This is a genomic window from Thermodiscus maritimus, assembly GCF_055382595.1.
Genome location: NZ_AP042434.1, coordinates 220511 through 245454, shown reverse-complemented (window position 1 = coordinate 245454; position 24944 = coordinate 220511). Strand labels below are relative to the sequence as shown.

Here is a 24944-nt window from a genome sequence, read left to right as displayed (position 1 = left end):
TTCCCTCCTTCAACCATATTCTACGAGGAAAATCCCTATAACAGCCAGGCTCGCTGCGATCAAGTGTATTGGTCTAGGCCTCTCGCCTGTCACGCTCCTCATTATCGACGAGAAGAATAGTGTGAAGAACGGGTAGAGGAATATTAGCACGGTTGCCTTCGCGACTGATAGTGTTGAGAGTGCATAATATCTTGTCACCTGGGCCAACGCTACAATGATGGCTGCAGATACCATGTAGTAGAGGTGTCTTTTATTATCCTCTGTGGGCTTGAGGCTTCCCCTAGCCCAAGCGAGAGCTACTGGGAGGGCTGAAGTGTAGGATATGGCGGCTCCATAGAGGGGGTCCGCCTGCCAGATGCTGGAGGCTGCCCTCACGAGGACCGCCGTTGAAGCGAACACTATGCTTGCTGCGACACCGGCTACAGCGCCTAGGGAAGCCTTGCCCCCATGCAGGGGTTTCGCCGATGGATTATAGGATGCGATAAGCACTGCCAACGTGACGAGGAGCACTCCAGCAGCTCCTCTCAATGATAGTGGTTCGCCAAGGAATATCAAAGCAAGCAGCGCTGCTATCGCTACTGTTGGGCTCGTTAGGATCGACGCTGTTGTAGCCCCGCTGTAGGTGATGGAGTAATAGAATAGTAGCCTGCCTATTACAAAGTTGAGAAGCCCAGCTACTATATAGGCGAGTACTCCGCCCACGCTAAGCCTCGGCTCGCCTAGAAGTAGAGCTGTTACCCATATGAGGGGGGTGCCTACAAGGAGGCTTATAATGAGGTTCTGCTGCGGCTTAAGCTTTGCTGAGGCAGCGCGGACCAGGGAATCGCTGGCCCCGAATAGGAGGCCCGATATTAGTGCGAGTAGATAGCCCACTGTATCCTCCATCCGTGCTGTAGCACCTCGCGGACCATTCTAGCTATATGATCCTAGCCTCGACGCCCAGCTCCTCCATGATAGATTTAATCATGTTCCTGGTCTCCGCTCTCGCCGACTTCTTCTGTATGAACGCTACCTCCGGCGTGCGCGGCCATGTTTTGGTGACTGCCTGGATTATCACCTCTCTAGTGGCCTCTCTTAAGGCGTAACGGGGTATAATGTGGCCTAGACAATACTCTGTCTCGAGGTGTATCTGAGTGAATTTCTTCGGGTAGTGTGTGTCTCCAAAGCCTACTGCCGGCGTGCAGTCTCCGAAACCCTCCTCCACCACTCCGGCGACGGCTTCAGCCATGGCCCAGTGTGCTCTCTCATCCCTCCAGTTCTCCTCCACTGAGCCAATCTCTATGAATACGAGCGGCTTCGTCGGCTTCGTGGGACCGTGATGCGTCGCTTCCAGGGTGAGATCGTACTCTCCCAGCAACCCCCGTGAGCCGGCTGTCTCCTTGTACCTTGATAATAACGCCTTAGATAATGGTGGGGCGGCTGTTGAGAGCTTGTAGGGCTCGCCTCCAAGCGTCTTGGAGGTAGGGTTTCCTGTGTGGTGGGTTGTTAGGCTCGGGGTTGCACTCGAACTGCTATGCCTCGAGAGGACTATGACCGCGTCTGCATCTGGGTCCGGCGACTCGTCTAGGAAGTCGAAGTAGACTTGCTCTGTGTCGTAGCCTGCAAGCACTGCCGTATTCGGGATCTCATAGCAGGTTTGGGCCCCGGTGCAAGCCGCTTGCTTCCAGTCGAGTATCTGGAGCAGTTTCTCAGCTGCCCCTCTACCGGCAGGGTCCCCGATATTATACACTATTGACAGCCTCGGCTTCACTCTCGCATTCCCCTTGTCAATCTCTTCTCGCTAGAACATTCGTGGGTTGATTGTTTATTAGTTGTTTGACTAGGATGAAAGGATCATGAAAGAATCTGGGAAAAATATTTAATAATTTATGTGATTAATTAAATTTCTTATTTGGGCATGTCTCTTATGTGGACATCCAGCTGCGGGAACGGTATCTCTATACCGTTCCTTGAGAACTCTTCATAGATCGCCTTCACAAGATCAGCCTTTGTAGCTCCATAGTCCTCCTTCTTCACCCATACACGGAGCTGCAGGTTAACGGAGGAGTCGGCTAGCTCTGTTACAACCACTGCAGGCTCGGGCTGTTCGAGCACCTTTGGATGGCTCTTGATAACCTTCATGGCAACGTTTATCGCCTTATCGAGGTCTGTACCGTAGGCGACTCCCACGTCCAGGGTTATCCTCCTAATTGGTTCCCTCGTGTAATTGACTATTGGGGCTCCCCATACGTTCTTGTTGGGTATGGTTATCACGACGTTGTCGAACGTCTTTAGGACAGTAGACATTACTCCGATACCCTCTATGATACCCGAGTAGCCTGCCACCTCTACAAAGTCTCCCTTGTTGAAGGGTCTGATGATAGCCAGCCATACCCCGGCGGCCATATTGGTCCATGTATCCTGGAGGCCAAACCCTAGGATGAGGCCAATTACTGCGGATAGTCCTAGTGTTACAGTACCGGTGCTTATTCCAATGGCGGGTAGGGCTGCGAGTATTACCAATACGTAGCCTATAACTCTCACAATACTGTCAAGCAACCCTACTACTAATGGTGGTGCCCCAGCCTTCTCGAGCGTTTTTCTAAGGAGCTTTGAGATAACCCTGACAATGATTATTCCAACGATTAACGTTATGATGAATATTGCTAGCTGGAATAGGCTGAAGCCCACGACTGGTAGAGGCTCTGTAAACACATTGTTACTCGTGGTGTTCATTAATTTAACACCTGATTTAGGGCTGTTAATTCGATTCCTTTTTAAAAGATTATGGTCATCTATTCGAACGCCCAGCAGGGTCACTCGCTGCAATAGTCCTTACCGGCTATTATGGAGTAGACTGTTTTGAGATCCCTTATCTTGGCCTCCCTTATCATTGAAAGAGCCTCTGTGATGCTCAGCTTAACCAGCTCTTCAATAACCTCGTAGTTCTCCGGCCTAGCCTCTCCATGCTCAGGGTCTAATGCTAGATAGATGTACATGTATTCTGTCGAGTAGCCGGGGCTCGTGTATCCTTCGGCGATCTTAACTAGCTTTCCACCATGCAGCCCTGTTTCCTCGGCCAGCTCCCTTGACGCCGCCTCCTCTGGAGACTCGCCGGGATCTATAACCCCTGCGGGAGCCTCCAATAGCCACTCGCCTACTGCTGGCCTATACTGTTTTATCAGGTAGACTGTGCAGTCCCTAGTCGTGATGGGGAGTACTGTGACTGAGTTGGGGAAGGTTACTCTATCAACCCTCAGCTTTACCCCGTTTGGCAGCTCCTCTATCCTCGAGGTGAATGCTACCCTTCTCCCCCTGCATTCAACTCTGTCCTCCACGGATCTTCCCCCTACCCAGAAGCTCGTGGGCCGAGGCCAGGTGGCCTGCGGCTAGAGCGGCTAGGAGGTTGAGCTCCCCCGCCAGCACCGTTGCTGCCACGATCTCAGCGAATTTCAGGGCGTTAGATCCCACGGGGTCGCCGCCGCCTGCTACACCCATTATTGATAGAGCCTCCCTTTGAGTTGGGAGCCTTGTTCCTCCCCCGACAGTCCCTACTTCCAGGCTGGGGAGTGTTACCGAGATGTATAGTCCTTCGCTGCGGGGCTCGGTCCAGGTGAAGGCTAGGCTCGACTCTACTATCTGGGCCGCGTCTTGACCGGTGGCTAGGAAGATCGCGGCGATAATGTTGGCTACGTGGGCGTTGTAGGAGGGGCTCCCCGCGGCAGCGCTGCCCATGAGATTCTTCGATATATTAACGTAGTGTATCGCCTCCGGCGTTGTCTTCAGCCTCTCCTCAACGACCTCTCTCTTCACCAATGCCTCTGCTACCACGTACTTGCCTCGCCCAAGGAGCCTATTCACGATAGCCGGCTTCTTATCAGAGCACATGTTCCCACTGAGAGCTACACACTCTATCCTGCCTGGGTACTCTTCTAGTATTCTCCTGCAGACCCTGTCGCTGGCGATAGTAGCCATATTCATGCCCATAGCATCGCCCGTGCTATACTTCATCCTTATCCAGACCAGGTTTCCCACGATGTAAGGGTAGAAGTCTACTAGTGCTCCATGCCTAGTAGCCTTGCCGGCCTCCTCCCGGAGCATATCCCAGTGCTCCCTGATCCACGCTACTAATTTCACGGCCTCGCTTACACTCTCAGTTCTTATTAGAGGGGCTCTCGTCATGCCGTCTGCGATTATCCTTGTTGTTGCGCCCCCGCTTAGGGTGATTGCTTTGACGCCGCGGGATATGCTTGCTACCAGGGCTCCCTCGGTTGTTGCCAGGGGGACGTAGAAGTCGCCCCTAGCGTATTCCCCGTTCACGCGGAGAGGTCCAACTACTCCGACAGGGATCTGTACGGCGCCTATAGGGTTCTCAATGTTTCTCCCATAGAGTACTTCGAAATCTAGGATCGTGCTGGCTATCGAGGACAGGCTTATTCCGAGCTTGCGCTCTAAAAAAATCCTCCGGGCAAGGGCTGCTAGGTTGGCGTTTCCAATTATCTTCTCGAGCCTTGATAATGATATTTCTCCCTTCTCAAGCTTCTCAAGTATCTCGTCGAGATCCTTGCTCATCAGCTCTTCCCCAGGACTGGCCGGAACTTTATCCCGTACATTATTGTTCCGGTGTCGCCGTCCTCCCTTATCCTCCTCATAGCAGCCTCTACCCTCATGCCGGTCTTCAGTTCCTCGGGGCTGGCATCGGTTAGCTCAGCCACCAGCCTGACACCGTTGTCGAGCTTGACGAGGCCAACTAGTACTGGGGCGTGTAGCCTGGAGTCGCCGGGAACACTATATACTACCGTGTAGCTCTCCAACACTCCAGTCCTGGGGAGCTGGACCTCTTCCAGCTCGGTTGAGCCGCAGTAGGGGCAGGCGTTCCTGGGTGGGTAGTGTATTCTGCCGCAGGACCTGCACCTAGCCCCAATCAGCCTGTATCTGGGTATCCTCTTCCTCCACCACCTGGGTAATACCACTCCACATCACCCCTCCATCTAAGCCTTCTCTAAAACAATCATTCTAGCCGAGGATCCGTGGCCGTTTACTCCAACAGCGAGGCCTTTCTCGGCGCCATCCCTCCTCACACCAGGGAACTTTCCGGCAAGCTGCAGCGCCAGCTCGGCGACCATGTATACTCCAGTAGCGCCTATCGGGTTACCCCTCGCCTTGAGCCCTCCACTCGCGTTTACAAGGGGACCCTCGCCGTCGGCTGAGAAGTGGCCGCTAGCCACAAGCTCGGCAGCCTTACCCCTCGGCGCCAGGCCTAGCGACTCTAGTATCAGGATGCCTGTTATGGTGAAGCTGTCGTGTATTTCTACTACGTCGATCTTCTCGGAGGCTATATTCAGCTCTGAGGCGAGCTTAGCTACAGCGTCTAGGCTGAGCGGATCCTCTGCTAGAGCTATAGATGGAGTGCCGACTGCGCTCGCTACACTGGTTATCTTGGCGAGGTGGTCTCCCTTAGCATCCTCGCTCGATAGGAGGACTGCTGCAGCACCGTCTCCCAGCGGGTAGGCGTCTAGGAGCGTTATCGGTTCTGCTATCGGCATAGCCGACGCCACCTTCTCCGGTTTTATAGCGAATCTCAGCATTGCATAGGGGTTCTCCTTTGCATGGGCATGCATTAGCGCGGGCCAGTAGGCTAGCGTCTCCCTGTCGACCCCGTATTTCTCCATATACATTCTCATCAGGAGGGCTAGGGGGGCCGCGTGGCCTATATTGTAGACCGCGTCGCTCTCGGTATCGTAGATTGCCTCGAGCATCTCATAGGTCGGGTTGCTCTGATAGTCTGTTAGCTTGTCTACCCCCACTACTAGAACCTTCTCCGCAGCGTGGGCCCTGATGAGGTTGACTCCGACCTCTACTGCGGCTAAACCGCTGTTCTCTCCCGCCTCCACTGCTAGAGCGGACTTTACATGCACTCCTAGGCTGGAGGCAATATAGGCTGCGAGGTCGAGCTGGGGGGATTGGAGGTAGCTCATGCTCGATGCTACCACGAGGTAGTCTATGCTGTCAGCATCCACGTGGGAGAGGGCCTCCCTTACCGCCTCGAAGGCGAGGTCCCTAGGCCCCTTCTCGTAGTGTCTTCCAACCCTAACCATGCCAGCCCTTGTCACATACACCATTCACGATCACCCCCTGGGCAGCATTGTAAGGATCCTTCTAAACCTCGTATAGGATGCATAGTCCACTTCAACCTTCCTTGCCAGGTAGTCGTCGATCTTCGGTGCAAGGCTCTGCCTCTCAACGATCTCGTCGGTGACGATTATACTGTAAGCGTCACTTCCCGCCCCGCTCCCAAAGGGGGCCAAGAGTATCCTCTGCCCCGGCTTAGCTGAGTCGAGGACCCTGGCAAGCCCGAGGAGAGCGCTAGCGTTGTAAGTGTTCCCGATCATGGGCGTTACCAGTCCAGCCTCAACCTGCTCCCTGGTAAACCCGAGCCTCTGGGCTACCTTTAAGGGGAACTTCCCGTTAGGCTGGTGGAATATTGCGTAGTCGAAGTCCTCGGGCTTCAGGCCTGTCTTCTCGAAGAGGCCCTTAACAGCCCCTATAATGTGGGCGAAGTATGCTGGCTCTCCAGTGAAGCCCTCGCCGTGCCTCGGGTAGGGCTTCTCAGCCCTCCTCCAGAAGTCGGGGGTATCCGTTACATACGTGAACGTATCCTCCACTATCGCGGCCGCCCCATCAGCGGGGCCCACTATGAAGGCTGCTGCTCCACTGGAGGCTGTGAACTCGAGGACGTCGCCGGGCTCCGCCTGCGCTGTGTCACTTCCAACTGCGAGGGCGTACTTAACCATGCCCGATGAGACTAGGCCGAGGCTGGCCTTCAACCCTTCGCTCCCAGCCCTGCAGGCGAACTCGAGGTCGCTGGCCATCGTGTCTGGTGTAGCACCGATCATCTCCGCTATGAGGGTTGCCGAGGGCTTCACGGCGTAGACCTTGGACTCGCTCCCGAAGAATACTGCGCCTATGAGCTTTGGGTCTATCTTGGCGCGGAGAAGAGCGTTGTAGGCCGCCTCGAAGCCCATAGTGGTGGAGTCTTCATCTGGACCGTCAACGGACTTGTGGGAGACGTTCAGCCCCTTATACTGGTGTTCGGGCCATCCCCAAACCCTAGCTATCTCGCTGGTGGGGAGCCTATAGCGGGGGATGTAGCCGCCCCAACCATGGATCCCGGCCTTGCCGGGCGCTATACTTGAGCTTGAATTCGCCATTGTAATCCCCTTGGAGTCTAGGTTCTAACGAAGTTTTTACTAGGATTTAAGCATTTAGCCATTCGACGATAGACTAGTAGACTATTGTCTAATAAAACTGGGAGGGTCCCCCAACGAATGTTATAGGCGCTGTGAAAAACCCATGATTATACTAGATCATTATCGCTGGGTGATGGGGGAGTTGAGCCTCGAGACCAGGATCTATTGGGCAGGAGGGGTAGAGTGCAGAGTCTCATACCTTGTTATGGGTACGAGCGGGCCCCCTATACTCTTCCTCCACGGATACAGCTTCACTGGAAACACTTGGAGCGAGGCGGGGATAATCAATGCAGTTGTTAAAGAGGGGATAGATGTTGCGGCGCCGGACATGCCCTATGGTAAGAAAACAGAGTGCAGCAAGCACTCAAGGAGCATCGAGTTGAACCTGCAAGCAATAAGGGAGGTCGTAGAGAGCATACTCGGGGGTCGGGAGCCCTTCATAGTTGGAGCAAGCCTTGGGGGAAGGGTGGCACTCTACTATGCCGTGGGAAGAGAGCTACCGGGCCTATTACTAGCCTCTCCCGCATTGAGGGAAGATGACCCCATATGGAGCAGGGTGCGCCATGTGAGAGCCCCGGCTCTAATCATTAGGGGGCAGAGGGACTTCGTCCCCAGGAAGATACATGAGAAGCTGTCTAGAAAACTCAACGCCCCCCTAATAGTCTACGAGGGGGCAGGGCACGCAATGTACCTCGATCAGCCAGAACGGTTTACCAGGGACCTCCTAGACTTCTACAGGAGAGCAACTAGTCGAAAGCAGCCAGAAGGGACCCTTGGCCAACCCTAACAGCTTCCCCTAACCTCCATAGATTAACCCTTTAAATGATGTCATCCCCCATTTAAAGGATGGGAGAGAGAGCTTGGATGAAATAGTTGACTACATCCTGGAAGCGTTCTTCAAAGCACAGGAGCGGGGAGCTTCCTACGTGGATGCTAGGCTCCAGTCCTATGACTACGAGCTGATAGTATATGATAATGGAAGCCTCAAGGAGCACTCCTATAACACTAGAGTGGGAATAGGGTTCAGGGTGATATACCAGGGAGCTGTAGCCTACAGCTCCACCACAAACTTCAGCAAGGAGGCTATTATGGAGGCTGTAGACAAAGCACTGAAGGCCGCGAAGGCATTATCACTCAACGTTAAGGAGAAGGTCAGCCTCGCAGAGTATAAGACGCTCGTGGCAAGAGCCGCGTCCCGCTACGTCATAGACCCGTTCAGCGTAGAAGAGGAGAAGCTCGAGATAGCCGAGCAGGCGAACAGGACAGCTATGGAGCAGAAGGGGATAGTGTCTGCGATTACAAGGCTAGGAGTGCAGAGGGATAAGAGGACAGTCCTCACAAGCGACGGGATACACGTTGACGTCGAGGTTGTTATGACCGGGTTATCCCACGCATCAGTGGCGCGCAGCGAGAAGGGTATGGAGTATGTTTCAGACTACGATTCTAGAGTGGCGGGATTCGAATACCTCCGCTCAGTTGATTGGGAGGAGATGACTAGGGAGGTTTCAAGGCTAGCAATCCTAGCATCAAATGCCGAGGTTCCCAAGGGAGGAGAATACACGGTTGTACTGGAGCCTAGAATGGTGGGCCTCCTCCTCCACGAGGCATTCGGTCACGCCAGCGAGGGCGACCTCGTCGATGCAGGCTCGAGCATACTTCAAGGGAGGATAGGTGAGAAGGTGGCCTCAGACATAGTTACAATATATGATGACGGCCGGGTGGAGGGCGGATACTATGTGCCCTACGATGACGAGGGGGTAGAGAAGGTTAAGGTGAAGGTCGTGGATAAAGGGATCCTATCCAGCTATCTTACTGATCGAGCGAGCGCCCAGAGGCTCAACCAGGAGCCCACCGGCAACGGGAGGGTGATGTCCTTCTCGGACCCGGTTATTGTGAGGCAGACAAACTACTACATGGAGCCCCGAGACTACCAGCTGGAGGAGTTGCTAGAAGACATAGATTACGGTATATACGCGACTGCGAAGGGGTCTAAGGGTGGCCAGGTAGACCCGGGTATGGGGACCTTCACGTTCAGCGCAGGGGTATCTTGGCTTGTAGAGAACGGTAAGATCTCGAAGCCCCTTAGAGGAGTCAATCTCTCAGGCCAGATACTAGAGGTCCTCTCCAGGATCGATGCTGTCGGGAGGGACTTCGAGGTGGAAACAAGCGTTTTCGGAGGATGCGGTAAGGCTGGGCAGATGGTTAGAGTGGGCACTGGGGGACCCCACGTTAGAGTTAGGGGCATGATAATTGGAGGGAGGTGAGCTAGGAATGGAGTTAGATGTTGAGAAGATACTCGAGCTCGCCAAGGCAAAGGGGGCTAGTGAGGCAGAGGCCTGCATCCACACTATCACCTCCACCGAGGTCGCTGCGAGAAAGAGCTCGATAGAGAACGCCGTCATCGAAAAGTTCGTGAGGGTAGGTGTGAGGGTAGCGGTTGGTAAAAGGATAGGGGCTGCCGGCGGGATAGTGAGTGGGTATAAAGATGTCGAGAGGGTAGTCGAGAGAGCAATATCCATAGCGAGGACTGCCCGCGAGGATAAGGACTGGCCGGGATTCAACCCCAAAGTAGGTAGGGCCAGCACGGTGCCCGAGACCTATGATGAGAGTATTGAGAGCCTCTCCCCGGAAGACCTCGTAAAGCTGCTAGGGAGCCAGATCAAGACCGTGACTATGAAGGAGGGAGTCTCACTCGCAGAAGCGGCTGTTTCCGGAGAGGTTCTTCGGAGCCAGTATGGGAATACTAATGGAGGAGTCATAGATGGTCTGACAACCACCTTCGCCTACGTTGTAGAGCTTAAGTCAAAGACTGCTGGAGGAGAGGGTACCTTCTACGATTATTTCGCTAAGGCGAAGTACATGCCGGAGAAGGTGGAAGAAACTACCCGGAATGCTGTGGAGAAGGTTCTCCTCGCCGCGGAGGCCAAGCCCATAGAGACCTTCAAGGGAGACATGATCCTACTCCAGGACGAGGCCAGCTCCATTATAGGAGTACTCCTATCCCCAGCCGTCTCTGCGGAACAAGCGCAGCAGGGGAGGAGCCCGTTGAAGGGAAGATTGGAGGAGAAGGTTCTGAATGAGAGGATAACCGTAATCGACGACCCATTCCTCCCATGGGAGACGGGCTCTGCCAGCTGGGATTCTGAGGGCCATCCTACTATGAGGAAGAACGTGTTCGAGAACGGGGTTTTCAAGACCTTCCTATACGATCATTACACTGCCAGCAAGGAGGGCAGGGAGTCTACCGGGAATGCTTATAGGAGGACTCCCTGGGCGAAGCCCACGCCAGCACCCATGAACCTCGTCGTAACAGTTGAGGGTGCTTCTCGGAGCCTAGAAGACCTCCTAGGCGATGTCGAGAAAGGCGTCGTAGTTGTGAGGACTATAGGGAGCTGGATGTCAAACCCCATCAGCGGGCAGATAAACGCAACTGTGAGCTTCGGGCTACTAGTCGAGAACGGCTCTATAACGAGGCCCGTGAAGGGTGCTGTAATAGCCGATAACATATACGAGGTGCTTGGCGAGCGGTTCGCCGGTGCCGCCGAACCCCAGGAGTGCAGAAGCGGAGTCTGCGCCCCCATCATAAGGGCTAGAGGGGTCACCTTCTCCGGCAAGGGCTAGAGTATACAAGCTCCCCGTCTACATAAACTACGCCGCCACCCTTTCTCTTTAATGACTCCAGGATCCTCTTGACCTCCCTCCTGAAGCCTGTGTAAGCCTCTCTCCTGCCACGGGCAGGCCTCGAGCCTACGGGGGCGGATATTGCTACTATAGTTGCCGTTACATCTGCGTATCTGCATAGCTCTTCCTCGATCATGACAAGGTCGTTTGCCAGCTCCTTGGGGGTTGTAAGGGGTACTTCGAGCACCGCTTCCTCAGTGCCTCTTTCCTCATCGAGCCCGTAGACTACGATGGCGCGCCACTTGGAGGCGAATTCCATGATTAGCCCGGTGAGGAGTCCTGTTGCGGGGTTGGGTTTGTATTCGCTCCAACCCCTCTCCCGAACAATATCTTCCATTTTATCTATATCTATTATTATTATTGTTCCTTCTACCAGGGCTGCGGGAGCGGCGGTCCGAGTGAGACTAGGCTCTTCACCCTTCCCCGAGTCATTGGCTGCTCGCTTCTTCACACCGCCGCCCCAGAATGAAGATTTGGAATGTAGGCTTATTATCCCAGGTGTGTCAGTGAACCTTGGTTTATACGAGTCTTCAATAATTCCTTTAAATAGTCGGAGGCGGTAGTTTAAAAAGGGGTGCATGTATTGGAGGAGGAAATTCACAAAGAAAAAACACTGCCCGAGCCAGAGTCGAGAATCGAGAACATAGTAGCAACAGTGATCCTCGACCAGAACCTCGACCTCAACCTGATCGAGGCTAGGATACCCGATGTAGACTACAACCCAGACACCTTCCCGGGCCTAGTATATAGGCTCAAGACACCCAAGGTGACTGCTCTAATATTCAAGTCGGGTAAGATGGTCGTTACGGGAGCCAAGAGCATATCCGAACTTGTATTAGCAGTCAAGAAGATCATTAAGGGGCTCAGGGACTCTGGTATAGAGATCGTAGGTAAGCCTAGGCTCCAGATCCAAAACATAGTTGCGAGCGCCAACCTGCATGTATATATAGATCTCGATAAGGCCGCCTTCGTCCTAGAGAGAAGCATGTACGAGCCCGAGCAGTTCCCCGGCCTCATCTATAGGATGAATGATCCTAAAGTTGTCCTGCTAATATTCAGTAGTGGAAAGATGGTTATTACTGGAGCTAAGAAGGAGGAAGACGTGAAGAGGGCCGTGGAGAACATTTACAAAACCCTAAAGGAGACCGGGTGTATACTGGGCCCCGCAGACTGAACCTCTTATACCATAAATCATCATAATATAAAATAATAGGGCGTTGACTCGCTATAATCCTATCTAGTGGTATGAAGGGACCCTATGAGGGCGGCTGGGAATACTGAAGCCTCCAGGCTTATGAAGAGCAGTGCTGAGCTCCGAGGGTCCCTCCGCCATAGCATCTAGTAGGCTAGGATCTCCTCGAGCAGCGACAGCCTGACTAGAGGCATTAAGCCGGCTTCATCGTCAACGACTATGGGCAGGGCCTCCTCGGGCACGCCATGCTCCCGGATAACGGGGCTCAGATAGTCTCTTCTATCAGTGGAGACCACGTTTCCTACTTGATAGGCTCCGGTGGGCGGGAGGACTACTGCTGAAGCCCCCGTCTCGAGGGGCATGATGAGGAATACGGGGAACTTAGCCCTCCCTCCTCCAACAGAGACCTTCAGCGCAGGATGCTCGTGGCCTATTACGATGAACTCGTAGTCGGCCTCCACCTTCTTGTGGCCATGGGCTACGACAATCCCCTTGCCAAGATCGAGGTGATCCTCTATCATCTCTACGCCCATGGGAGAGAGAACTGTCTTAGCATAGTTGTCGTGGTTCCCTCGGACGACGAGGATCTCCCTGAACCCCATTTCCTGTAACCCCCTCACAAGCTTGGCTAGCTCCACCCTCTCCTGCCTAGTAAGCTTCTGGAAGCAATGCTTCACATCTCCTGCCAGTATGATCCTGCTGCCTGGCCTCACCTTTGAGAGCCTATCAAGCACCTCCACTATCTTTTTATACTGGATCCTTGGGAGGAAGACTCCTGTTCCAGCCATTACCTCCTCGTACCCCAGGTGGAGGTCCGCGAGTATGAAGGCGTCTGCATGGCTAACGTAAACTGCTGGCATCGAGTCCACTAATAGTATTCCCTTTCTACCCGCTTCGCCGACAGCCACCAGTTCCCCGTTCATCTCTTGTCAGTCCCGTAATACCCTGATTGTATACTGGCGGTAATAATGGACTTGTAGGGAGGAATGAAGGGTTGTTAGGAGCCCCATTGTGGGGGTTTGTGGCGGGCCCGCCGGGATTTGAACCCGGGACCTACGGGTTTCCCCCGAAGGGGCGATAGGCCCCTCTACTGCTAAGAGCCCGCCGCTCTACCAAGCTGAGCTACGGGCCCACCCGCCAGCTAGAGAGTATAGCATGGTGTGCTTTTTAAGGGTTTCTTTCACCCGGCAGTGTTTTGTGGAAAGAATACCCGGCTAACAATAGCACTATTACCCGGGGTGGCTATGGGGCTGTCCTCCTCGGCCGATATGAGGTTGGGGAGGAGTAGAAGGGTATTCTGGCATGTTTCCATACCTCACTCCTCGCTGTACCAATACCCTTCTCACTCGACGAAGGGGTTGTCGAACTCGAGTATAACCTTGGCAACCTCCGGCCTCATCATATGCTCTGGCGGTATCTCCCCCCTCCTCAGCATATTCCTTATCTTGGTTCCACTAATCCTCAGCCTATCCTCCTCAGAGTGAGGGCAGGTTTTCTCAGTAGCCATACCACCGCACTTCCTACAGTAGAAGGCTTCGCGTATGAAGAGGGGCGTTATGCCTAGGTCTGGGAATTCTGAGAATAGGTCCCACGCCTCGTAGGGGCCGTAGTAGCTTCCTACTCCAGCATGATCCCTGCCTACAATGAAGTGGGTTGCCCCGAAGTTCTTCCTAACGATTGCGTGGTGCACAGCCTCCCTTGGGCCGGCGTAGTGCATGTTCATCATGAGGCCTGAGAGGACGACGACGTCCTTAGGATAGTAGTGTTTTATCAGCGCCTTGTAGGCCTTGATTATCACCTCATCCTTGTAATCTCCCTTCTTCTTCCACCCTAGGAGGGGCTGTATTAGGAGACCGTTTGTGAAGGTTAACGCCGCCTTCTGGACGAACTCGTGGCCCCTGTGGGGCACATTCCTCGTCTGGAAGGCCGCTATAGTTCTCCATCCCTTCTCCTTGAAGAGGACGCGGGTCTCTATAGGCCACAGCACTATGTCTGCGTGCTTGTTAGGGGGCTCTGTTAGAAGGTCAATCCTCCCACCTATGAGGAGCTCCTTCTTCTCCATGGTTTTAGCTACGCCCGGGTGGTTGAGGTCGGTGGTCTTGTAGACTAGCTGTGCGTGGAGCTTCTTATCCCACCCGTAGATCTCCTCAACCCTCATTAGTGCTATTGGCGAGTCCTTGTAGTATAATGCTATGTCGTCTCCCTCCTTGATACCAGCTATCTCCTCGGGGTCTACGTCTAGGATTATTGGTATGGTCCAGGGCGTGTCGTCGTGGAGGCGCATATCGTGTAGTACGTGAATGTAATCCTCTTGTAAGAGGAACCCTTCGAGTGGGCTGAAGGCGCCGTGGGCTATGTCTAGAATGTCGATGACTCTCTCGTAGGATACCTCTAGTCTTGGAACCTCGCGGGCCTCCTCAAGGAGGGCATCCCTCCTCCTACCCTTCACGACCCTGTTAACCAGCCTCCCACCATGCGGCTTACTAGTCATCGCATATCACCACTCTAGATGTATCCTAGCCGCTTCAGCTTCTCGATGATCTTCTCCCTGTCCTCCTCGGTGAAGGGCTCCTCTCCCTGCTGGCTCTCGTGCTCAGCGATGATCTCTCTTAGGACGTAGACGACGAATTGTGAGACGCTGGTGAATCCTGTTCCCTCGATTATCTTCTTTATCCTATTATAGAGGGTGACGGGTATTGAGACCGTGGTGTATCTGGTCTTCTCCTTCTCCTCACTCAAGGATCCTGCACCGGGATGATAAATAACAGGGGACGGGGGTTAATTAAGTATAATTAAGACTGCTAGATGTAGCCTAGATCCCTTAGCCTCTCCTTGATCTTCTCCTCATCCTCCTTCGAGATCTCCTCTCCCTCAGTCGACTCTGTGGCCTCGTCTATGAGGAATTCTATCAGGGCCTCGACGCTTGGGAACCCTGCTTCCTCCGCGAGCTTTGAAGCCTTCTCATAGGCATCCTTGCTGATCTCGATCTTAACCTTCTCAGTCATATCTCAACCCTCACATACAACTCTGGCTCGGTTTAATACTCGTTTAACCTGTCGGTATAAAGTTTCAATGTTCTCCTCTGCTGAATGCTTCTCGGTGTCTAGTACTAGCCATGGGTTCTCAGGGGGCTCGTAGGGGTCGTCTATCCCGGTCATATGCTTGATTTCTCCCGCGAGAGCCTTCTTATACAAGCCTTTAGGGTCCCTCCGAATAACCTCTTCCAGGCTAGCCTTTACGTATACCTCTAGGAAGTCGGCCTCCTCTCTAACGATCTCCTCAACCATCCTTCTAGCCTCCCTGTAGGGGGAGACGAAGCTTGCCAGCACTACCACGCCGTTCCTTGCAAGGAGGCGTGTGACCCAGGCGATCCTCTTTAGATGGTTGAGCCTCTCCTCCCTAGTGAAGCCTGCTCCCACGCTTATAGTCTTCCTAGCCCAGTCTCCATCTATGAGTTCAACCCTGTAGCCTTCCCCTACAAGCTTTTCATAGACGCCCCTGGCTATTGTCGTCTTCCCGCTGCCGGGGAGGCCGGTTAGCCAGACCACCACGCCCTTCTCCAAGCACTTCACTCTATTGCACCGTTCCTGTCTACGGGTGTTAATGGTATATAATTAGCTCCCTATCCCCTCTAAAACAAAGCCCCGCGCCAATACGCTTGATAGGAGGGGGATCGGGGATAAGGGGAGAGGTCACACCAGAGTTCCTTGCAAGGCTCAGCAGGCTCTCATCGAGAATGGAGTCCAACAGGAGGCCCACTGTGTTCAAGTGGTGGGGTAGGAGGCCCCTCCCCCTCGTCAGGGCCTTCATTGCTCTAGCAGTCGGCGCCGACGCTGAAACTGCATTACAGGCTGCGGAGGGTAGTATGGATGCTGTGAGGAGGGTTAGGAGTCTAGCGAGCGGTTTGAAGCTCCTCGATCCATTCTCGGGATCCGGGGTAATACCTATCGAAGCCTCCAGGCTGGGCTTGGAGGCTGTAGGGCAGGATATCAACCCATACGCCCACGCCCTCGCTACGAGCGCCTCAGACCTCTGCACGGGAGCCTGCAGGGTGAAGGCGGATTGCCTCTGGACTGCCCTCGCCAGGGCGTGGCAGAGGATACGAGGCCTCTGGTGCTTAAAGGGATGGTGTATAATCCACGTCCTCCTAGCCAGGTGCCCCCCATGCACCGCTCCCAGGTGGGTTTCAAGTAGGAGGGGTAGGAGGGCCCCCAAAGAGATACTGGTTATAGGAGACGATGGAGGACTCGAGTGGAGGGACCCTCGTCACATCGAGGAGGCCAAGGCGCCGATACATCTCCCGAAGGGGCTCCCGGAGGAGGCGGATGGCTACGTAGCCTACGCCCTAGAAGTCTACAGGAGGGGAGAGGGGAGGAGGTGGATCTCGCTAATAGGCGGGGGCAGGGAGGGGCTGGAGTGGAGGAGGTTTCTCGAGGAGACAGGAGGGATTGCTAGGAGGCTGAGCGAGTCCCTTGGAGGGATCCCCGTTCCCCTCATGGAGGAGACCAGGCGCCTCTACAGGCACGGTAGGACGAGGAGTGATAAGCTCTACACCTGGAGGCAGAACACCTCCTACAGGGAGTTCCTATCCCAGGCGAGGAACTGCGGGGTCGAAGCGGGGCTAGCGGTTGCAACTGCATCTCCCAGCACAAGCCTACTAGCAATATACTACCAGCCCCTCGCAAAGGTTAACCCGGGGATGGTTGTCAAGAGCTACTGGCTCCCCAGGAACCCGGTTGAGCTCAACCCATTCTCCCACGAGGGTATGCCGAACACTCCAAGCCGGGGGGCAGCGCCTGTGGGTAGAGGGACCCTCGTCTCAGTGATAGGATCCTACACGGAGAGCTGCGGGGTTGACGGGTGCACTATACCACCCTCATTCACACGGGGGGATTCTAGGGAGACTGTTCCGGGGCGCGGCTATGATATTGTGGCCACCGACCCCCCATACCCGGGGCTACAGACGTACAAGGATCTAAGCCTCTTCTACGCTCACGCCGCCCACCTCGCCGGTAAAAACGTTAGCCTCTCATGGGAGGAGATAGACACTAGGGATCTCGAAGCCTATAGGCGGGACGTGGTGCGTGCTCTCCGCATCTCGCTCTCGAGAGCGAGGCTGGGAGCGCGGCTAATCCTGTTCATCTCGAGCCCGAGTGGAGAGGGAATCGCTGTCGTCTCCGACATTATAGCCTCCCTCGAAAACTATGGCGCCGGGGTCGCCGGAGTCTATCCCGTTGTAGGGGAAGCCCGGGGCACGCTCGGCAGGGCGGCCAGCAAGCTAGTCTACGTGGTATACGCTGTTAAAGGAGCAGACACCAGCCCAGGCGCTCTAAAACCCCTCGAGTGGACGGAGAAGATAGTTCGAGCAGCTGGGCTTAGGGATAGAGAGAGGGAGCACGCTATCAAGCTGTCCCGCGTCTTCCATGAAATGCTTAGAATGAAGATGAAGGCCCCTACCTAATACTCTCGGCCACGTCGAACAATAGCCTTGGCTCAACAAGATCCACATCACCGAGGGGCTCGACCACCTCAGCATCCAACGGGGGCGGTGCGTCAATCCCGCAGGCCCTGGCAGCAAGAATCGCAGCACCCCTTGCAGGGGCATCGGTTTGAAGGCTCCTCTCAACACTCCTCCCGAGATATGTTGCTACTAGTCTTACTAGGCGATGTAGCCTCGAGAGGCCGCCGGTCAAGACTATCCTACCAGGCCTGCCAGCAACCCTCTCGAGGAGAGATTCGAGGAAGGCTATCGATGCGGCTACAGAGTGGGCCACTCCCCTCGCGATATCCATTAAACCATGCCCCGGCTGTATATCAATGACCCCGGCAACCCCCCTCATTATCCTCGGGTATCTCAGCCCCCAGAAGAAAGGGAGCACAATAGGGGGCCTCCCCGGCATCCCCGCGGCCTCGTCTAGTATTCCATAGTCTCCGCCTAGGAGGTTGTCTACGAACCACTCGACAGCCTTCCCGAGACCAGTGATGTAGACCTCCAGCCCGTAGACTCCGCTCCCACGGCTCCTATAAAGGATGAGTGGTACTATCCCCCTACCAGAGTAGAGCCTGGGCTCGCCAGTGGTGAGGGATGCGAAAACCCCGCTCCCCATACTTATCCTCATACAGCCTTTCTCAAGGCATGCTAGTCCGTGGTTAGCCGCCTGCTGGTCCCCCATAAAGGGTCCAATACTGTAGCCCTCGACCTGTATAGCCTCGTCGTGGTAGAGGGTTTCCGGGATAGGTATCTTTGGCAAGCCGAGCAGGCGTGCCGCAGCCCATACGGGTTCGAGGCTCTTGGGGTTAATGACGCCCATTAGGGCCTTGTTGCTCGGATCGCTCAAGTAGCTTCGTGTAAGCCCCTCAAGCAGGTATGCGTCTACATTCCACGCGTGTATGAGGCCCTCTCTTAGGGCTTTATCGAGCCGTGGATTCTCCATTGAGAGGATCCTGAGCTTAACCATGGGTGACTCGGGGGATAGCATCGCCCCGATAACCGGTAGTTTTGAGGCTATCCTCGCCTTTAAGGGTATCTCCCCGTACTTCTCAAGGCTTCTCCTATCCATCCACGTGACTATGTTAGTCAAGGGTTCTGCTGGTGGCTTCCAAGCAAGTATGCTTCCTCTATAGGTTGCTACGCCTATGCAGCCCGCCTCCAGCTTCTTAGCTTCATCGATGAGACGCTTTACATTATGGAGGAGCCTCTTAGGATCGTGCTCTACCTTGTTCCCCTCAATAATGAAGTCGTTGACCAGCTCCCTCCTCGCTATAATTTCTCCTCCATCGTATACTTCAAGCTTGACCCTGCTCGTGCCTACATCGAGCCCCGCGACACGATCCCGTGAGGCCATTCCTTCTCAACCTAAAGGTAGTCTCGCAGCCCGCTCTCCCTCCACCTCTCCAGGACAAGCCTCCTAGAAGCCTCGTCCTCTGGTGGGAGCGGTGGTCTTACATTGTCTGTTGGTATGAGGCCCTCGTGTGATAGAATGGTCTTGATACCCCCCTGTATACTCCTAGCCGGCTCCAGCACCCAGGAGATCTTGTTGATGAGCCTGTTGAGCCTCTCAGCCCTCCTAACATTCCCCGAGCGCCACTCCTCGACGAGCTCGACGTGGAGTTTTGGGGTGAGGTTGCATCCAGCGACGACTCCCCCATCACCCCCCAGAGAGAGATTGAGGAGGAGGAGAGCGTCTAGCCCCGAGTAGACGTGGAATGAGGGGTTCTCTTCCTTCACCTGCCTGATGAGCCTGGCTTGGAAGAGTATGTCTGGGACAGTAGCCTTTACACCAATGATCCCGTCTTCCCTGGAGAGGGCGGCGATGGTCTCCACTGATACCTCGACTCCAGTATGACTCGGGATAGTGTATATTAGAACGGGGACCTCTATGCTCCTCGCAATCCACTGGTAGAAGCCTACAAGCGAGTACTGTGGGACCGGGTAGTAGTATGGAGGAGGGACCAGGATCGCATCAGCACCGGCGCCAGCGAGGATCCTCGCCTCTTCAAGCACCATGTATGGGTTAGGCCACCCAGAGCCCGCTAGCACAGGGACCCTACCCGCCGCCCCCTTCTTGAAGCTCTCCACCAGCCTCCTCTTCTCGTCCGGCATGAGAAGAGGCATCTCGCCCGTGGTACCTGCGGCGAAAACTGTGATCCCCAGGGATGCGAAGCGGGAGGCGAGCGACTCCGCCGCGTCATAGTCTGGGATAAGATCACCGTCGTAGGGTGTGACAACGGGGACTATCACAGGGCCCAGCCGTAAATTGGGCAATACTTCACACCAACCCAAGTAGTGAACAGGCAGGAGAATAATAATGTGTGATAATAGGGGGCCGCCTCGGATGCAGAGGCCCCGCTCCCCAAACCCGGGAGGGTCGGATAGGGGGACCGGGCATTCCTCACTGGCAGCCCCATAATACAGCATTCTAATAGGCTACGGTATGAAACTATAGTATTGGGTTTAACGGTGAATTGGAGTGACGCTACCCAAGGCTGTATCCAAGTTCGTGGAGGCCTGGTATGCTCTAGGCCATATTAGGGATGATAGCATCATCGCTATATCTGGCTTCAACATGCCCCTTACCCCAGAGTACCTCGTCCAGGGCCTCTACCAGCTCTACAGGACAACAGGCCACCCTAAGAACCTCTTCATAATATCAGACACCTTTCCCGGCACCCCAGGGAGGGGGCTGGACTGGGTTGCGGAGAGGCTCTACAAGGAGGAGGGCGAGTCCCAGGAGTTCATAAGGGGGATGCTGGTAGCCTATTATGGGTGGAGTAAGTGGCTCCAGCTGATGGCTGAGAAGAACCTCTTCGAAGCATACACTTGGCCCATATGCGTCCTCGCCAGCTGGTTCCGAGACGTAGCCTCCGGGAAGCCTGGTACTATTTCAAGGGTGGGACTAGGCACATTCCTGGACCCAAGGTACGATGGTGGAGCCCTCAACGACCTGGCTAAGGAGAAGAGGACTGCTAAGACCGAGGTAGTTGTGGTTGATGATAACGAGTTCCTAATGTACAAGGCGCCGCTCCCCAATGTGGCGATAATTAGGGGGAGCAGGGCTGACGAGCAGGGCAATATAAGCCTCGACGAGGAAGGGATTATAGGCCCTATACTCCAGATAGCCCAGTCTGCTAAGGCTAAGGGGCGCAGGGGGCTGGTCATAGCCCAGATACTATACCCCGTTAGGAGCGGAACTATAGATCCGAAGAAGGTCGTTGTGCCGGGCCCCCTAGTAGACTACATCGTGAGGGCGCCCCAGGACAAGCACTGGCAGAGCGCCACAATACAATACGACCCCAGGATCAGCGGGCAGGTAAGCGTCCCAGTAGAGTACCTGGATGTGAAGCCAGAGCCGCTGAACACTAGGAAGGTTATAGCGAGGAGGGTCCTCCTTGAAATGCTCAGGATCGTCGAGGAGAGAGGCTCCTACATAGTAGTGAACCTGGGAGTAGGGATCCCCAGCCTCGTCAGCACAATAGCTGCTGAGGAGGGCATCAGCGACCTCGTAATCTCCACTGTAGAGTCTGGGCCTTGGGGAGGGATACCGCTCCACGGGCCAGACTTCGGCGTAGCCATAAGCCCCAGAGCCATAATCCCCCTCAGCGAGCAGTTCGTCTTCTACGAGGGCGGGATCATAGATGCAGCCAGCCTGGGATTCCTCCAAGTCGATAGCAAGGGCAACGTGAACGCGAGCATCCTTCCAGGAAGACTCACTGGCCCCGGAGGCTTCCCCTGCATAAGCATGGGTGCCCCCAGAATCTACTTCGCCGGCCACTTTACTGCGGGCAAGCAAGACATCAGGGTGAGCGAGAAGGGGATCCAGATAGTACGGGATGGTAATATAAAGAAGTTCGTCGAAAACGTATACAAGATCCTCTACTGCCCCTGCAACGCTATAGAGGAGGAGAGAGAGCACCTCTACATAACAGAGAGAGCAGTGTTCAAGCTAACCAGCCAGGGGCTGGAGCTCGTAGAGGTGGCGCCGGGCGTTGATATCGAGAAGGACATACTTGATAAGATGGAGTTCAAGCCGATCATAAGGGGAGAAGTAAGGGAAATGGATAGGATCATATTCTCTACGGGGAGGATGGGTATAGGGAGGGAGTTGAGGGAGAAGCTGAGGCGCTAGTCGCTCAGCCAGAAGTCGTAGCCCCTCCCCCTCAACTCAGCCAGTATCTCCTCGATCACGCTCCTGCCAGGCGCCTCGAACGTTATAGAGACAAGCGCGTTCCATGCTGGGATAGAGTGGCTGGTCCTGTCATGGAATATACCTATCACGTTACCCCTATGGTTAGCAATAATCTCTAGAACAGTCTTCAACTGGCCAGGAGCGTCGGGGACGTATCCCGTTATCTTAGCGAGCCTCCCAGCCTTCGAGAGACCCCTCAATATGATCCTGTAGATATGTGTCAGGTCAATATTGCCACCACTAACTATCCCCACGCTGGTCTTCCCCTTTATCGGTAGCTTTCCATGGATCATCGCGGCGAGAGCCGCAGCACCGGCACCCTCGGCAAGCACCTTACCCCTCTCGAGGAGGAGGTAGATGGAGTGGGCCAGCTCATCCTCCTCGACGAGGGTGACGCCCGATACAAGCTCCCGTATCACCTGGAATGTGAGGCTTCCCAGCCTCTTCACAACCAGTCCATCAGCTATAGTAGGCTTGGGCTCAATATACACGGGTCTCCCAGCCTCGAGGGATCTCAGGGTCTTTGGTGCGGCAGCCGGTTCTACACCGTAGACTTTCACGTGGGGCGCCTCCTTGTAGAGCACCGAGGCAACCCCTGAGATGAGGCCTCCCCCTCCTATGGGGACGACTACTGTGTCGAACTGGTCTAGCTGCTCTAGTAGCTCGTAGGCTATTGTCCCCTGGCCTGCCATTACGTCGAGGTCGTCGAAGGCGTGTATTAGGGCGTAGCCTCTCTCCGCGGCTATCTTCTTAGCGACCTCCAGGGTCTCATCATATACTCTCCCGGCTAGCACGACTTCGGCTCCATAGCTCTTGGTAGCCTCGATCTTCGAGATGCTGGCTGAGACGGGCATGACTATGACGGTCTTCAACCCGAAAATCCTGCCTGCATAAGCTACCCCCTGAGCGTGGTTTCCAGCGCTTGCCGCAACAAGCCCCTTATACTCATCCTTAACTTTGAATACCTTGTAGAGGGCACCCCTAGCCTTGAAGGCTCCGGTTTTCTGGAGGTTCTCATACTTAAGGTAGACGCGGGAACCACTCATCTGGGAGAAGGTTGCAGACTCCTCTAGGGGAGTCTCATGTATGTACTCTGATATTATCTCTCTAGCCTCACGGCTCCTCCTGGCTACCTCGAGCGCTAGCTCCTTGCCGCTGGCCAACCGTGTCCACCTTCAAAGCTAGCAGAGGTAAGCTATAGCCTCGATCTCGAGGGGCGCGTCTAACGGGAGATTAGAGACTTCAACAACCGCCCTCGCGGGCTTCGAGTGCTTGAAGTACTCAGCATATATCTTGTTGAACTCGCTGAACCTCTTAATGTCACGGATATAGACTGTAACCTTAACTATACTGTCTAAACTACCCCCAGCGGCCTCCACTATCGCCTTCACGTTCTCCAAGGCCCTCCTCGACGCTTCCTCGAAGCTCCCGCTCACAAGCTCGCCCGTGCCTGGGTCTATTGGTATCTGGCCGGCTATGAAGAGGAAGCAGCCAGCCTTAACACCCTGACTGTAGGGGCCTACGGGCCTAGGAGCCTTATCTGTATAGATATACTCTATCCCTTCCTGGGTCAACCCTAAAACACCATATAGCCCTATTGGAAGGTGCCGGGATATATTTCCAGTTATGGGAGGGAATCCTAATTCTAGGATTTTATGATCTACCCGCGCCCCAACCCACCAGTATGCCTCCCAGCACAGCGATGAGTAGGTAGGTGCTTGCACTTGGAGAGGCTGCTACGGGCACCTTATACTCGATACTGGCTAGAACGTATCCGTTAACCGTGGTATTGAGGGGGTTGATTATCTTCACCTCATAGGAATCGCCTCCGGCTAGGATCAACCTCCAGCTCCTTACACTCGTAACACTCTCCTCTAGTAGGGTCCCTCTAGGCGAGTCTACGATGACAACGTATGTAGTGTTATCGTTAACGCTCCCAGTGGCTAGAGTGAGAATACTCTCGCTGGGCGCCTTGAACATGTAGGAGACTCCGGAGCCTCCATTTAGTGTCCACGTTGAGTTAGCGACTGTTTCACTCATAACAGTATGGTCATAGTAGAGGTATACTATGGGCGCGGCGACGAGGATCACTCCCAAGACGAGGATCGCAAGGCTAATCGTTTTCTTCATCAACTCCTCCACCATTACTCCGGCACTCCTAGATAGCCCTTCGAGAGTAAAGAGCATTATACACTCTAGCCTCTGAGCCTATAATAGCGGGATTCCAGCCTTATAGGAGAGGGGTACTAGTTTGATCGAGGTACGGAACCTCGTAAAGAGATACCGATACCTTACAGCAGTCGACAATGTAAGCTTCGAGCTGGGGGAGGGGGAGGTCCTAGGTCTTGTAGGCCCTAACGGGGCGGGGAAGACTACTACGATAAAATCCATACTCGGTCTAGTAGTCCCAGACCAGGGAAGCATCCTCGTCGATGGCGTTGACCCACTTAGGGATCCCAGCGTGAAGCGGAAGATAGCCTATGTCCCCGAGATCCCTCAAGCGCCGGAATGGGCTACGGTATGCGGCCTCCTCGAGAGCCTGGGGGTTCTCGAGGGCCTATCTAGAGTGGAGGCGCGTAGAAGGGCTTTGGAGGCTCTAGAGGAATTCGGGGTGAGGAGCCTCTGTAATAGGAAGATGAAAATGACCAGCAAGGGGCAGAGGAAGAGGATACTTCTAGCCCAGGCTGTGCTCACGGATAAGAGCTATGTCCTCCTAGACGAGCCCGTATCCGGCTTAGACCCCGAGTGGGTGGCGGCGGTTAGAAGGAAGATCCTCGAGTGGAGGAATAGTGGAATAGGAGTACTGGTTAGCAGCCACATACTAAAGGAGCTCCAGGAGATTGTTGACAGGGTCGTGATACTGTCTAAGGGGAGGAAGGTGTTTGAGGGAACGCTCCGAGAGCTCGCCTCCATCGTGGGCGTGAAGGGGATTGTAACCATTACAACCCCCGCAGCCCCAGATGCTGCTAGGATACTGGAGAATGAGGGCTACAAGGTCCTCTCGGTTACAGGTAAGACCCTGAGAGTGGAGGTTGAGAATGAATCTAGCCCCAAGAGGATCCTGGGCCTTCTCGAGGAGAGAGGGATTAGTATTGAGGGGTTCGAGTATAGGGAGGCAAGCCTGGAAGATGCATATATGAGGCTTGTGAGGTGACG

General features: G+C 54.7%; 26 protein-coding genes and 1 tRNA gene. 7 read left to right on the top strand and 20 right to left on the bottom strand.

The genetic code is table 11. The features are described from left to right. Positions 1 to 9 precede the first annotated feature (9 nt). The 8 genes from ACZ47H_RS01285 to ACZ47H_RS01250 all read right to left on the bottom strand — a co-directional run bounded on the left by ACZ47H_RS01285 (position 10) and on the right by ACZ47H_RS01250 (position 7190). On the bottom strand, positions 10 to 885 hold the full coding sequence (locus ACZ47H_RS01285; protein ID WP_464933422.1) for a DMT family transporter: 876 nt from the start codon (positions 883 to 885) through the stop codon (positions 10 to 12). A 31-nt stretch (positions 886 to 916) separates the two neighbouring features. Next, a complete protein-coding gene (locus ACZ47H_RS01280; protein ID WP_464933421.1) occupies positions 917 to 1750 on the bottom strand; it encodes a D-aminoacyl-tRNA deacylase in 834 nt (277 codons plus the stop codon). Between the two features lie 137 nt (positions 1751 to 1887). Then, the gene (locus tag ACZ47H_RS01275; protein ID WP_464933420.1) at positions 1888 to 2715 is read right to left on the bottom strand and encodes a mechanosensitive ion channel family protein; all 828 of its coding nucleotides are present in this window, start codon (positions 2713 to 2715) and stop codon (positions 1888 to 1890) included. Between the two features lie 80 nt (positions 2716 to 2795). Then, positions 2796 to 3317, bottom strand: coding sequence for an NUDIX hydrolase (locus ACZ47H_RS01270; RefSeq protein WP_464933419.1), 522 nt, complete (start codon positions 3315 to 3317; stop codon positions 2796 to 2798). Further along, positions 3301 to 4551 carry a hydroxymethylglutaryl-CoA reductase (NADPH) gene (gene hmgA, locus ACZ47H_RS01265; RefSeq protein ID WP_464933418.1) on the bottom strand — a complete coding sequence of 417 codons (1251 nt, stop codon included), beginning with the start codon at positions 4549 to 4551 and terminating at the stop codon, positions 3301 to 3303. The genes ACZ47H_RS01270 and hmgA overlap by 17 nt, the downstream gene beginning before the upstream one ends. Beyond that, positions 4551 to 4952: a Zn-ribbon domain-containing OB-fold protein gene (locus ACZ47H_RS01260; RefSeq protein WP_464933417.1), complete on the bottom strand. Its 402-nt coding sequence runs from the start codon at positions 4950 to 4952 to the stop codon at positions 4551 to 4553. Before ACZ47H_RS01260 ends, hmgA begins: the two co-directional genes overlap by 1 nt. A gap of 18 nt (positions 4953 to 4970) precedes the next feature. Beyond that, the gene (locus ACZ47H_RS01255; protein ID WP_464933416.1) at positions 4971 to 6101 is read right to left on the bottom strand and encodes a thiolase family protein; all 1131 of its coding nucleotides are present in this window, start codon (positions 6099 to 6101) and stop codon (positions 4971 to 4973) included. Between the two features lie 6 nt (positions 6102 to 6107). Further along, complete coding sequence (locus tag ACZ47H_RS01250; RefSeq protein WP_464933415.1) at positions 6108 to 7190, bottom strand: hydroxymethylglutaryl-CoA synthase; 1083 nt, start codon at positions 7188 to 7190, stop codon at positions 6108 to 6110. Between the two features lie 181 nt (positions 7191 to 7371). Between ACZ47H_RS01250 and ACZ47H_RS01245 the strand changes: the two genes are divergently transcribed. From ACZ47H_RS01245 to ACZ47H_RS01235, 3 genes are all read left to right on the top strand, one after another. After that, positions 7372 to 8016: an alpha/beta fold hydrolase gene (locus ACZ47H_RS01245; protein ID WP_464933414.1), complete on the top strand. Its 645-nt coding sequence runs from the start codon at positions 7372 to 7374 to the stop codon at positions 8014 to 8016. Positions 8017 to 8089: 73 nt separating this feature from the next. Next, positions 8090 to 9493, top strand: coding sequence for a TldD/PmbA family protein (locus tag ACZ47H_RS01240; protein ID WP_464933413.1), 1404 nt, complete (start codon positions 8090 to 8092; stop codon positions 9491 to 9493). Positions 9494 to 9500: 7 nt separating this feature from the next. Then, on the top strand, positions 9501 to 10850 hold the full coding sequence (locus tag ACZ47H_RS01235) for a TldD/PmbA family protein (RefSeq protein WP_464933412.1): 1350 nt from the start codon (positions 9501 to 9503) through the stop codon (positions 10848 to 10850). On the opposite strand, the gene ACZ47H_RS01230 is transcribed toward ACZ47H_RS01235, so the two are convergent. Beyond that, positions 10828 to 11361, bottom strand: coding sequence for a hypothetical protein (locus ACZ47H_RS01230; RefSeq protein WP_464933411.1), 534 nt, complete (start codon positions 11359 to 11361; stop codon positions 10828 to 10830). The two genes, ACZ47H_RS01235 and ACZ47H_RS01230, sit on opposite strands and share 23 nt — an antisense overlap. A gap of 132 nt (positions 11362 to 11493) precedes the next feature. Between ACZ47H_RS01230 and ACZ47H_RS01225 the strand changes: the two genes are divergently transcribed. Continuing rightward, entirely contained in the window at positions 11494 to 12084 is a 591-nt protein-coding gene (locus tag ACZ47H_RS01225; RefSeq protein WP_464933410.1) for a TATA-box-binding protein, read from the top strand. Between the two features lie 164 nt (positions 12085 to 12248). Here ACZ47H_RS01225 and ACZ47H_RS01220 read toward each other — a convergent pair whose 3' ends face one another. From ACZ47H_RS01220 to cysC, 6 genes are all read right to left on the bottom strand, one after another. Further along, a complete protein-coding gene (locus tag ACZ47H_RS01220) occupies positions 12249 to 13010 on the bottom strand; it encodes a metallophosphoesterase (protein WP_464933409.1) in 762 nt (253 codons plus the stop codon). Positions 13011 to 13124: 114 nt separating this feature from the next. Next, positions 13125 to 13234: transfer RNA gene (locus ACZ47H_RS01215), tRNA-Lys, on the bottom strand. Between the two features lie 210 nt (positions 13235 to 13444). Then, positions 13445 to 14593 carry a sulfate adenylyltransferase gene (sat, locus tag ACZ47H_RS01210; RefSeq protein WP_464933408.1) on the bottom strand — a complete coding sequence of 383 codons (1149 nt, stop codon included), beginning with the start codon at positions 14591 to 14593 and terminating at the stop codon, positions 13445 to 13447. 14 nt (positions 14594 to 14607) lie between these two features. Next, the gene (locus ACZ47H_RS01205) at positions 14608 to 14841 is read right to left on the bottom strand and encodes a hypothetical protein (protein WP_464933407.1); all 234 of its coding nucleotides are present in this window, start codon (positions 14839 to 14841) and stop codon (positions 14608 to 14610) included. Between the two features lie 62 nt (positions 14842 to 14903). After that, complete coding sequence (locus ACZ47H_RS01200; protein WP_464933406.1) at positions 14904 to 15107, bottom strand: CopG family transcriptional regulator; 204 nt, start codon at positions 15105 to 15107, stop codon at positions 14904 to 14906. 3 nt (positions 15108 to 15110) lie between these two features. Next, positions 15111 to 15674, bottom strand: a complete 564-nt coding sequence (gene cysC / locus ACZ47H_RS01195) for an adenylyl-sulfate kinase (RefSeq protein WP_464933405.1) — start codon at positions 15672 to 15674, stop codon at positions 15111 to 15113. Positions 15675 to 15760: 86 nt separating this feature from the next. Between cysC and ACZ47H_RS01190 the strand changes: the two genes are divergently transcribed. Then, entirely contained in the window at positions 15761 to 17563 is a 1803-nt protein-coding gene (locus tag ACZ47H_RS01190; RefSeq protein ID WP_464933404.1) for a hypothetical protein, read from the top strand. Here the strand turns inward: ACZ47H_RS01190 and ACZ47H_RS01185 are convergent. Both ACZ47H_RS01185 and ACZ47H_RS01180 read right to left on the bottom strand, forming a co-directional pair. After that, positions 17556 to 18947: an FGGY-family carbohydrate kinase gene (locus tag ACZ47H_RS01185; RefSeq protein ID WP_464933403.1), complete on the bottom strand. Its 1392-nt coding sequence runs from the start codon at positions 18945 to 18947 to the stop codon at positions 17556 to 17558. The genes ACZ47H_RS01190 and ACZ47H_RS01185 overlap by 8 nt on opposite strands. Before the next feature lie 11 nt (positions 18948 to 18958). After that, positions 18959 to 19867 carry a dihydrodipicolinate synthase family protein gene (locus ACZ47H_RS01180; RefSeq protein WP_464933402.1) on the bottom strand — a complete coding sequence of 303 codons (909 nt, stop codon included), beginning with the start codon at positions 19865 to 19867 and terminating at the stop codon, positions 18959 to 18961. A gap of 205 nt (positions 19868 to 20072) precedes the next feature. On the opposite strand from ACZ47H_RS01180, the gene ACZ47H_RS01175 reads away from it, so the two are divergent. After that, positions 20073 to 21728 carry an acyl CoA:acetate/3-ketoacid CoA transferase gene (locus tag ACZ47H_RS01175; protein WP_464933401.1) on the top strand — a complete coding sequence of 552 codons (1656 nt, stop codon included), beginning with the start codon at positions 20073 to 20075 and terminating at the stop codon, positions 21726 to 21728. Here ACZ47H_RS01175 and ilvA read toward each other — a convergent pair. The 3 genes from ilvA to ACZ47H_RS01160 all read right to left on the bottom strand — a co-directional run bounded on the left by ilvA (position 21725) and on the right by ACZ47H_RS01160 (position 23918). Next, positions 21725 to 22951 (bottom strand): threonine ammonia-lyase, encoded by a 1227-nt coding sequence (ilvA, locus tag ACZ47H_RS01170; protein ID WP_464933400.1) that lies wholly within the window; start codon positions 22949 to 22951, stop codon positions 21725 to 21727. The genes ACZ47H_RS01175 and ilvA overlap by 4 nt on opposite strands. 18 nt (positions 22952 to 22969) lie before the next feature. Next, positions 22970 to 23362, bottom strand: a complete 393-nt coding sequence (locus tag ACZ47H_RS01165; protein ID WP_464933399.1) for a RidA family protein — start codon at positions 23360 to 23362, stop codon at positions 22970 to 22972. Positions 23363 to 23441: 79 nt separating this feature from the next. Beyond that, positions 23442 to 23918: a hypothetical protein gene (locus ACZ47H_RS01160; protein WP_464933398.1), complete on the bottom strand. Its 477-nt coding sequence runs from the start codon at positions 23916 to 23918 to the stop codon at positions 23442 to 23444. Positions 23919 to 24039: 121 nt separating this feature from the next. Between ACZ47H_RS01160 and ACZ47H_RS01155 the strand changes: the two genes are divergently transcribed. Beyond that, on the top strand, positions 24040 to 24942 hold the full coding sequence (locus tag ACZ47H_RS01155) for an ABC transporter ATP-binding protein (protein ID WP_464933397.1): 903 nt from the start codon (positions 24040 to 24042) through the stop codon (positions 24940 to 24942). Positions 24943 to 24944: the final 2 nt, after the last annotated feature.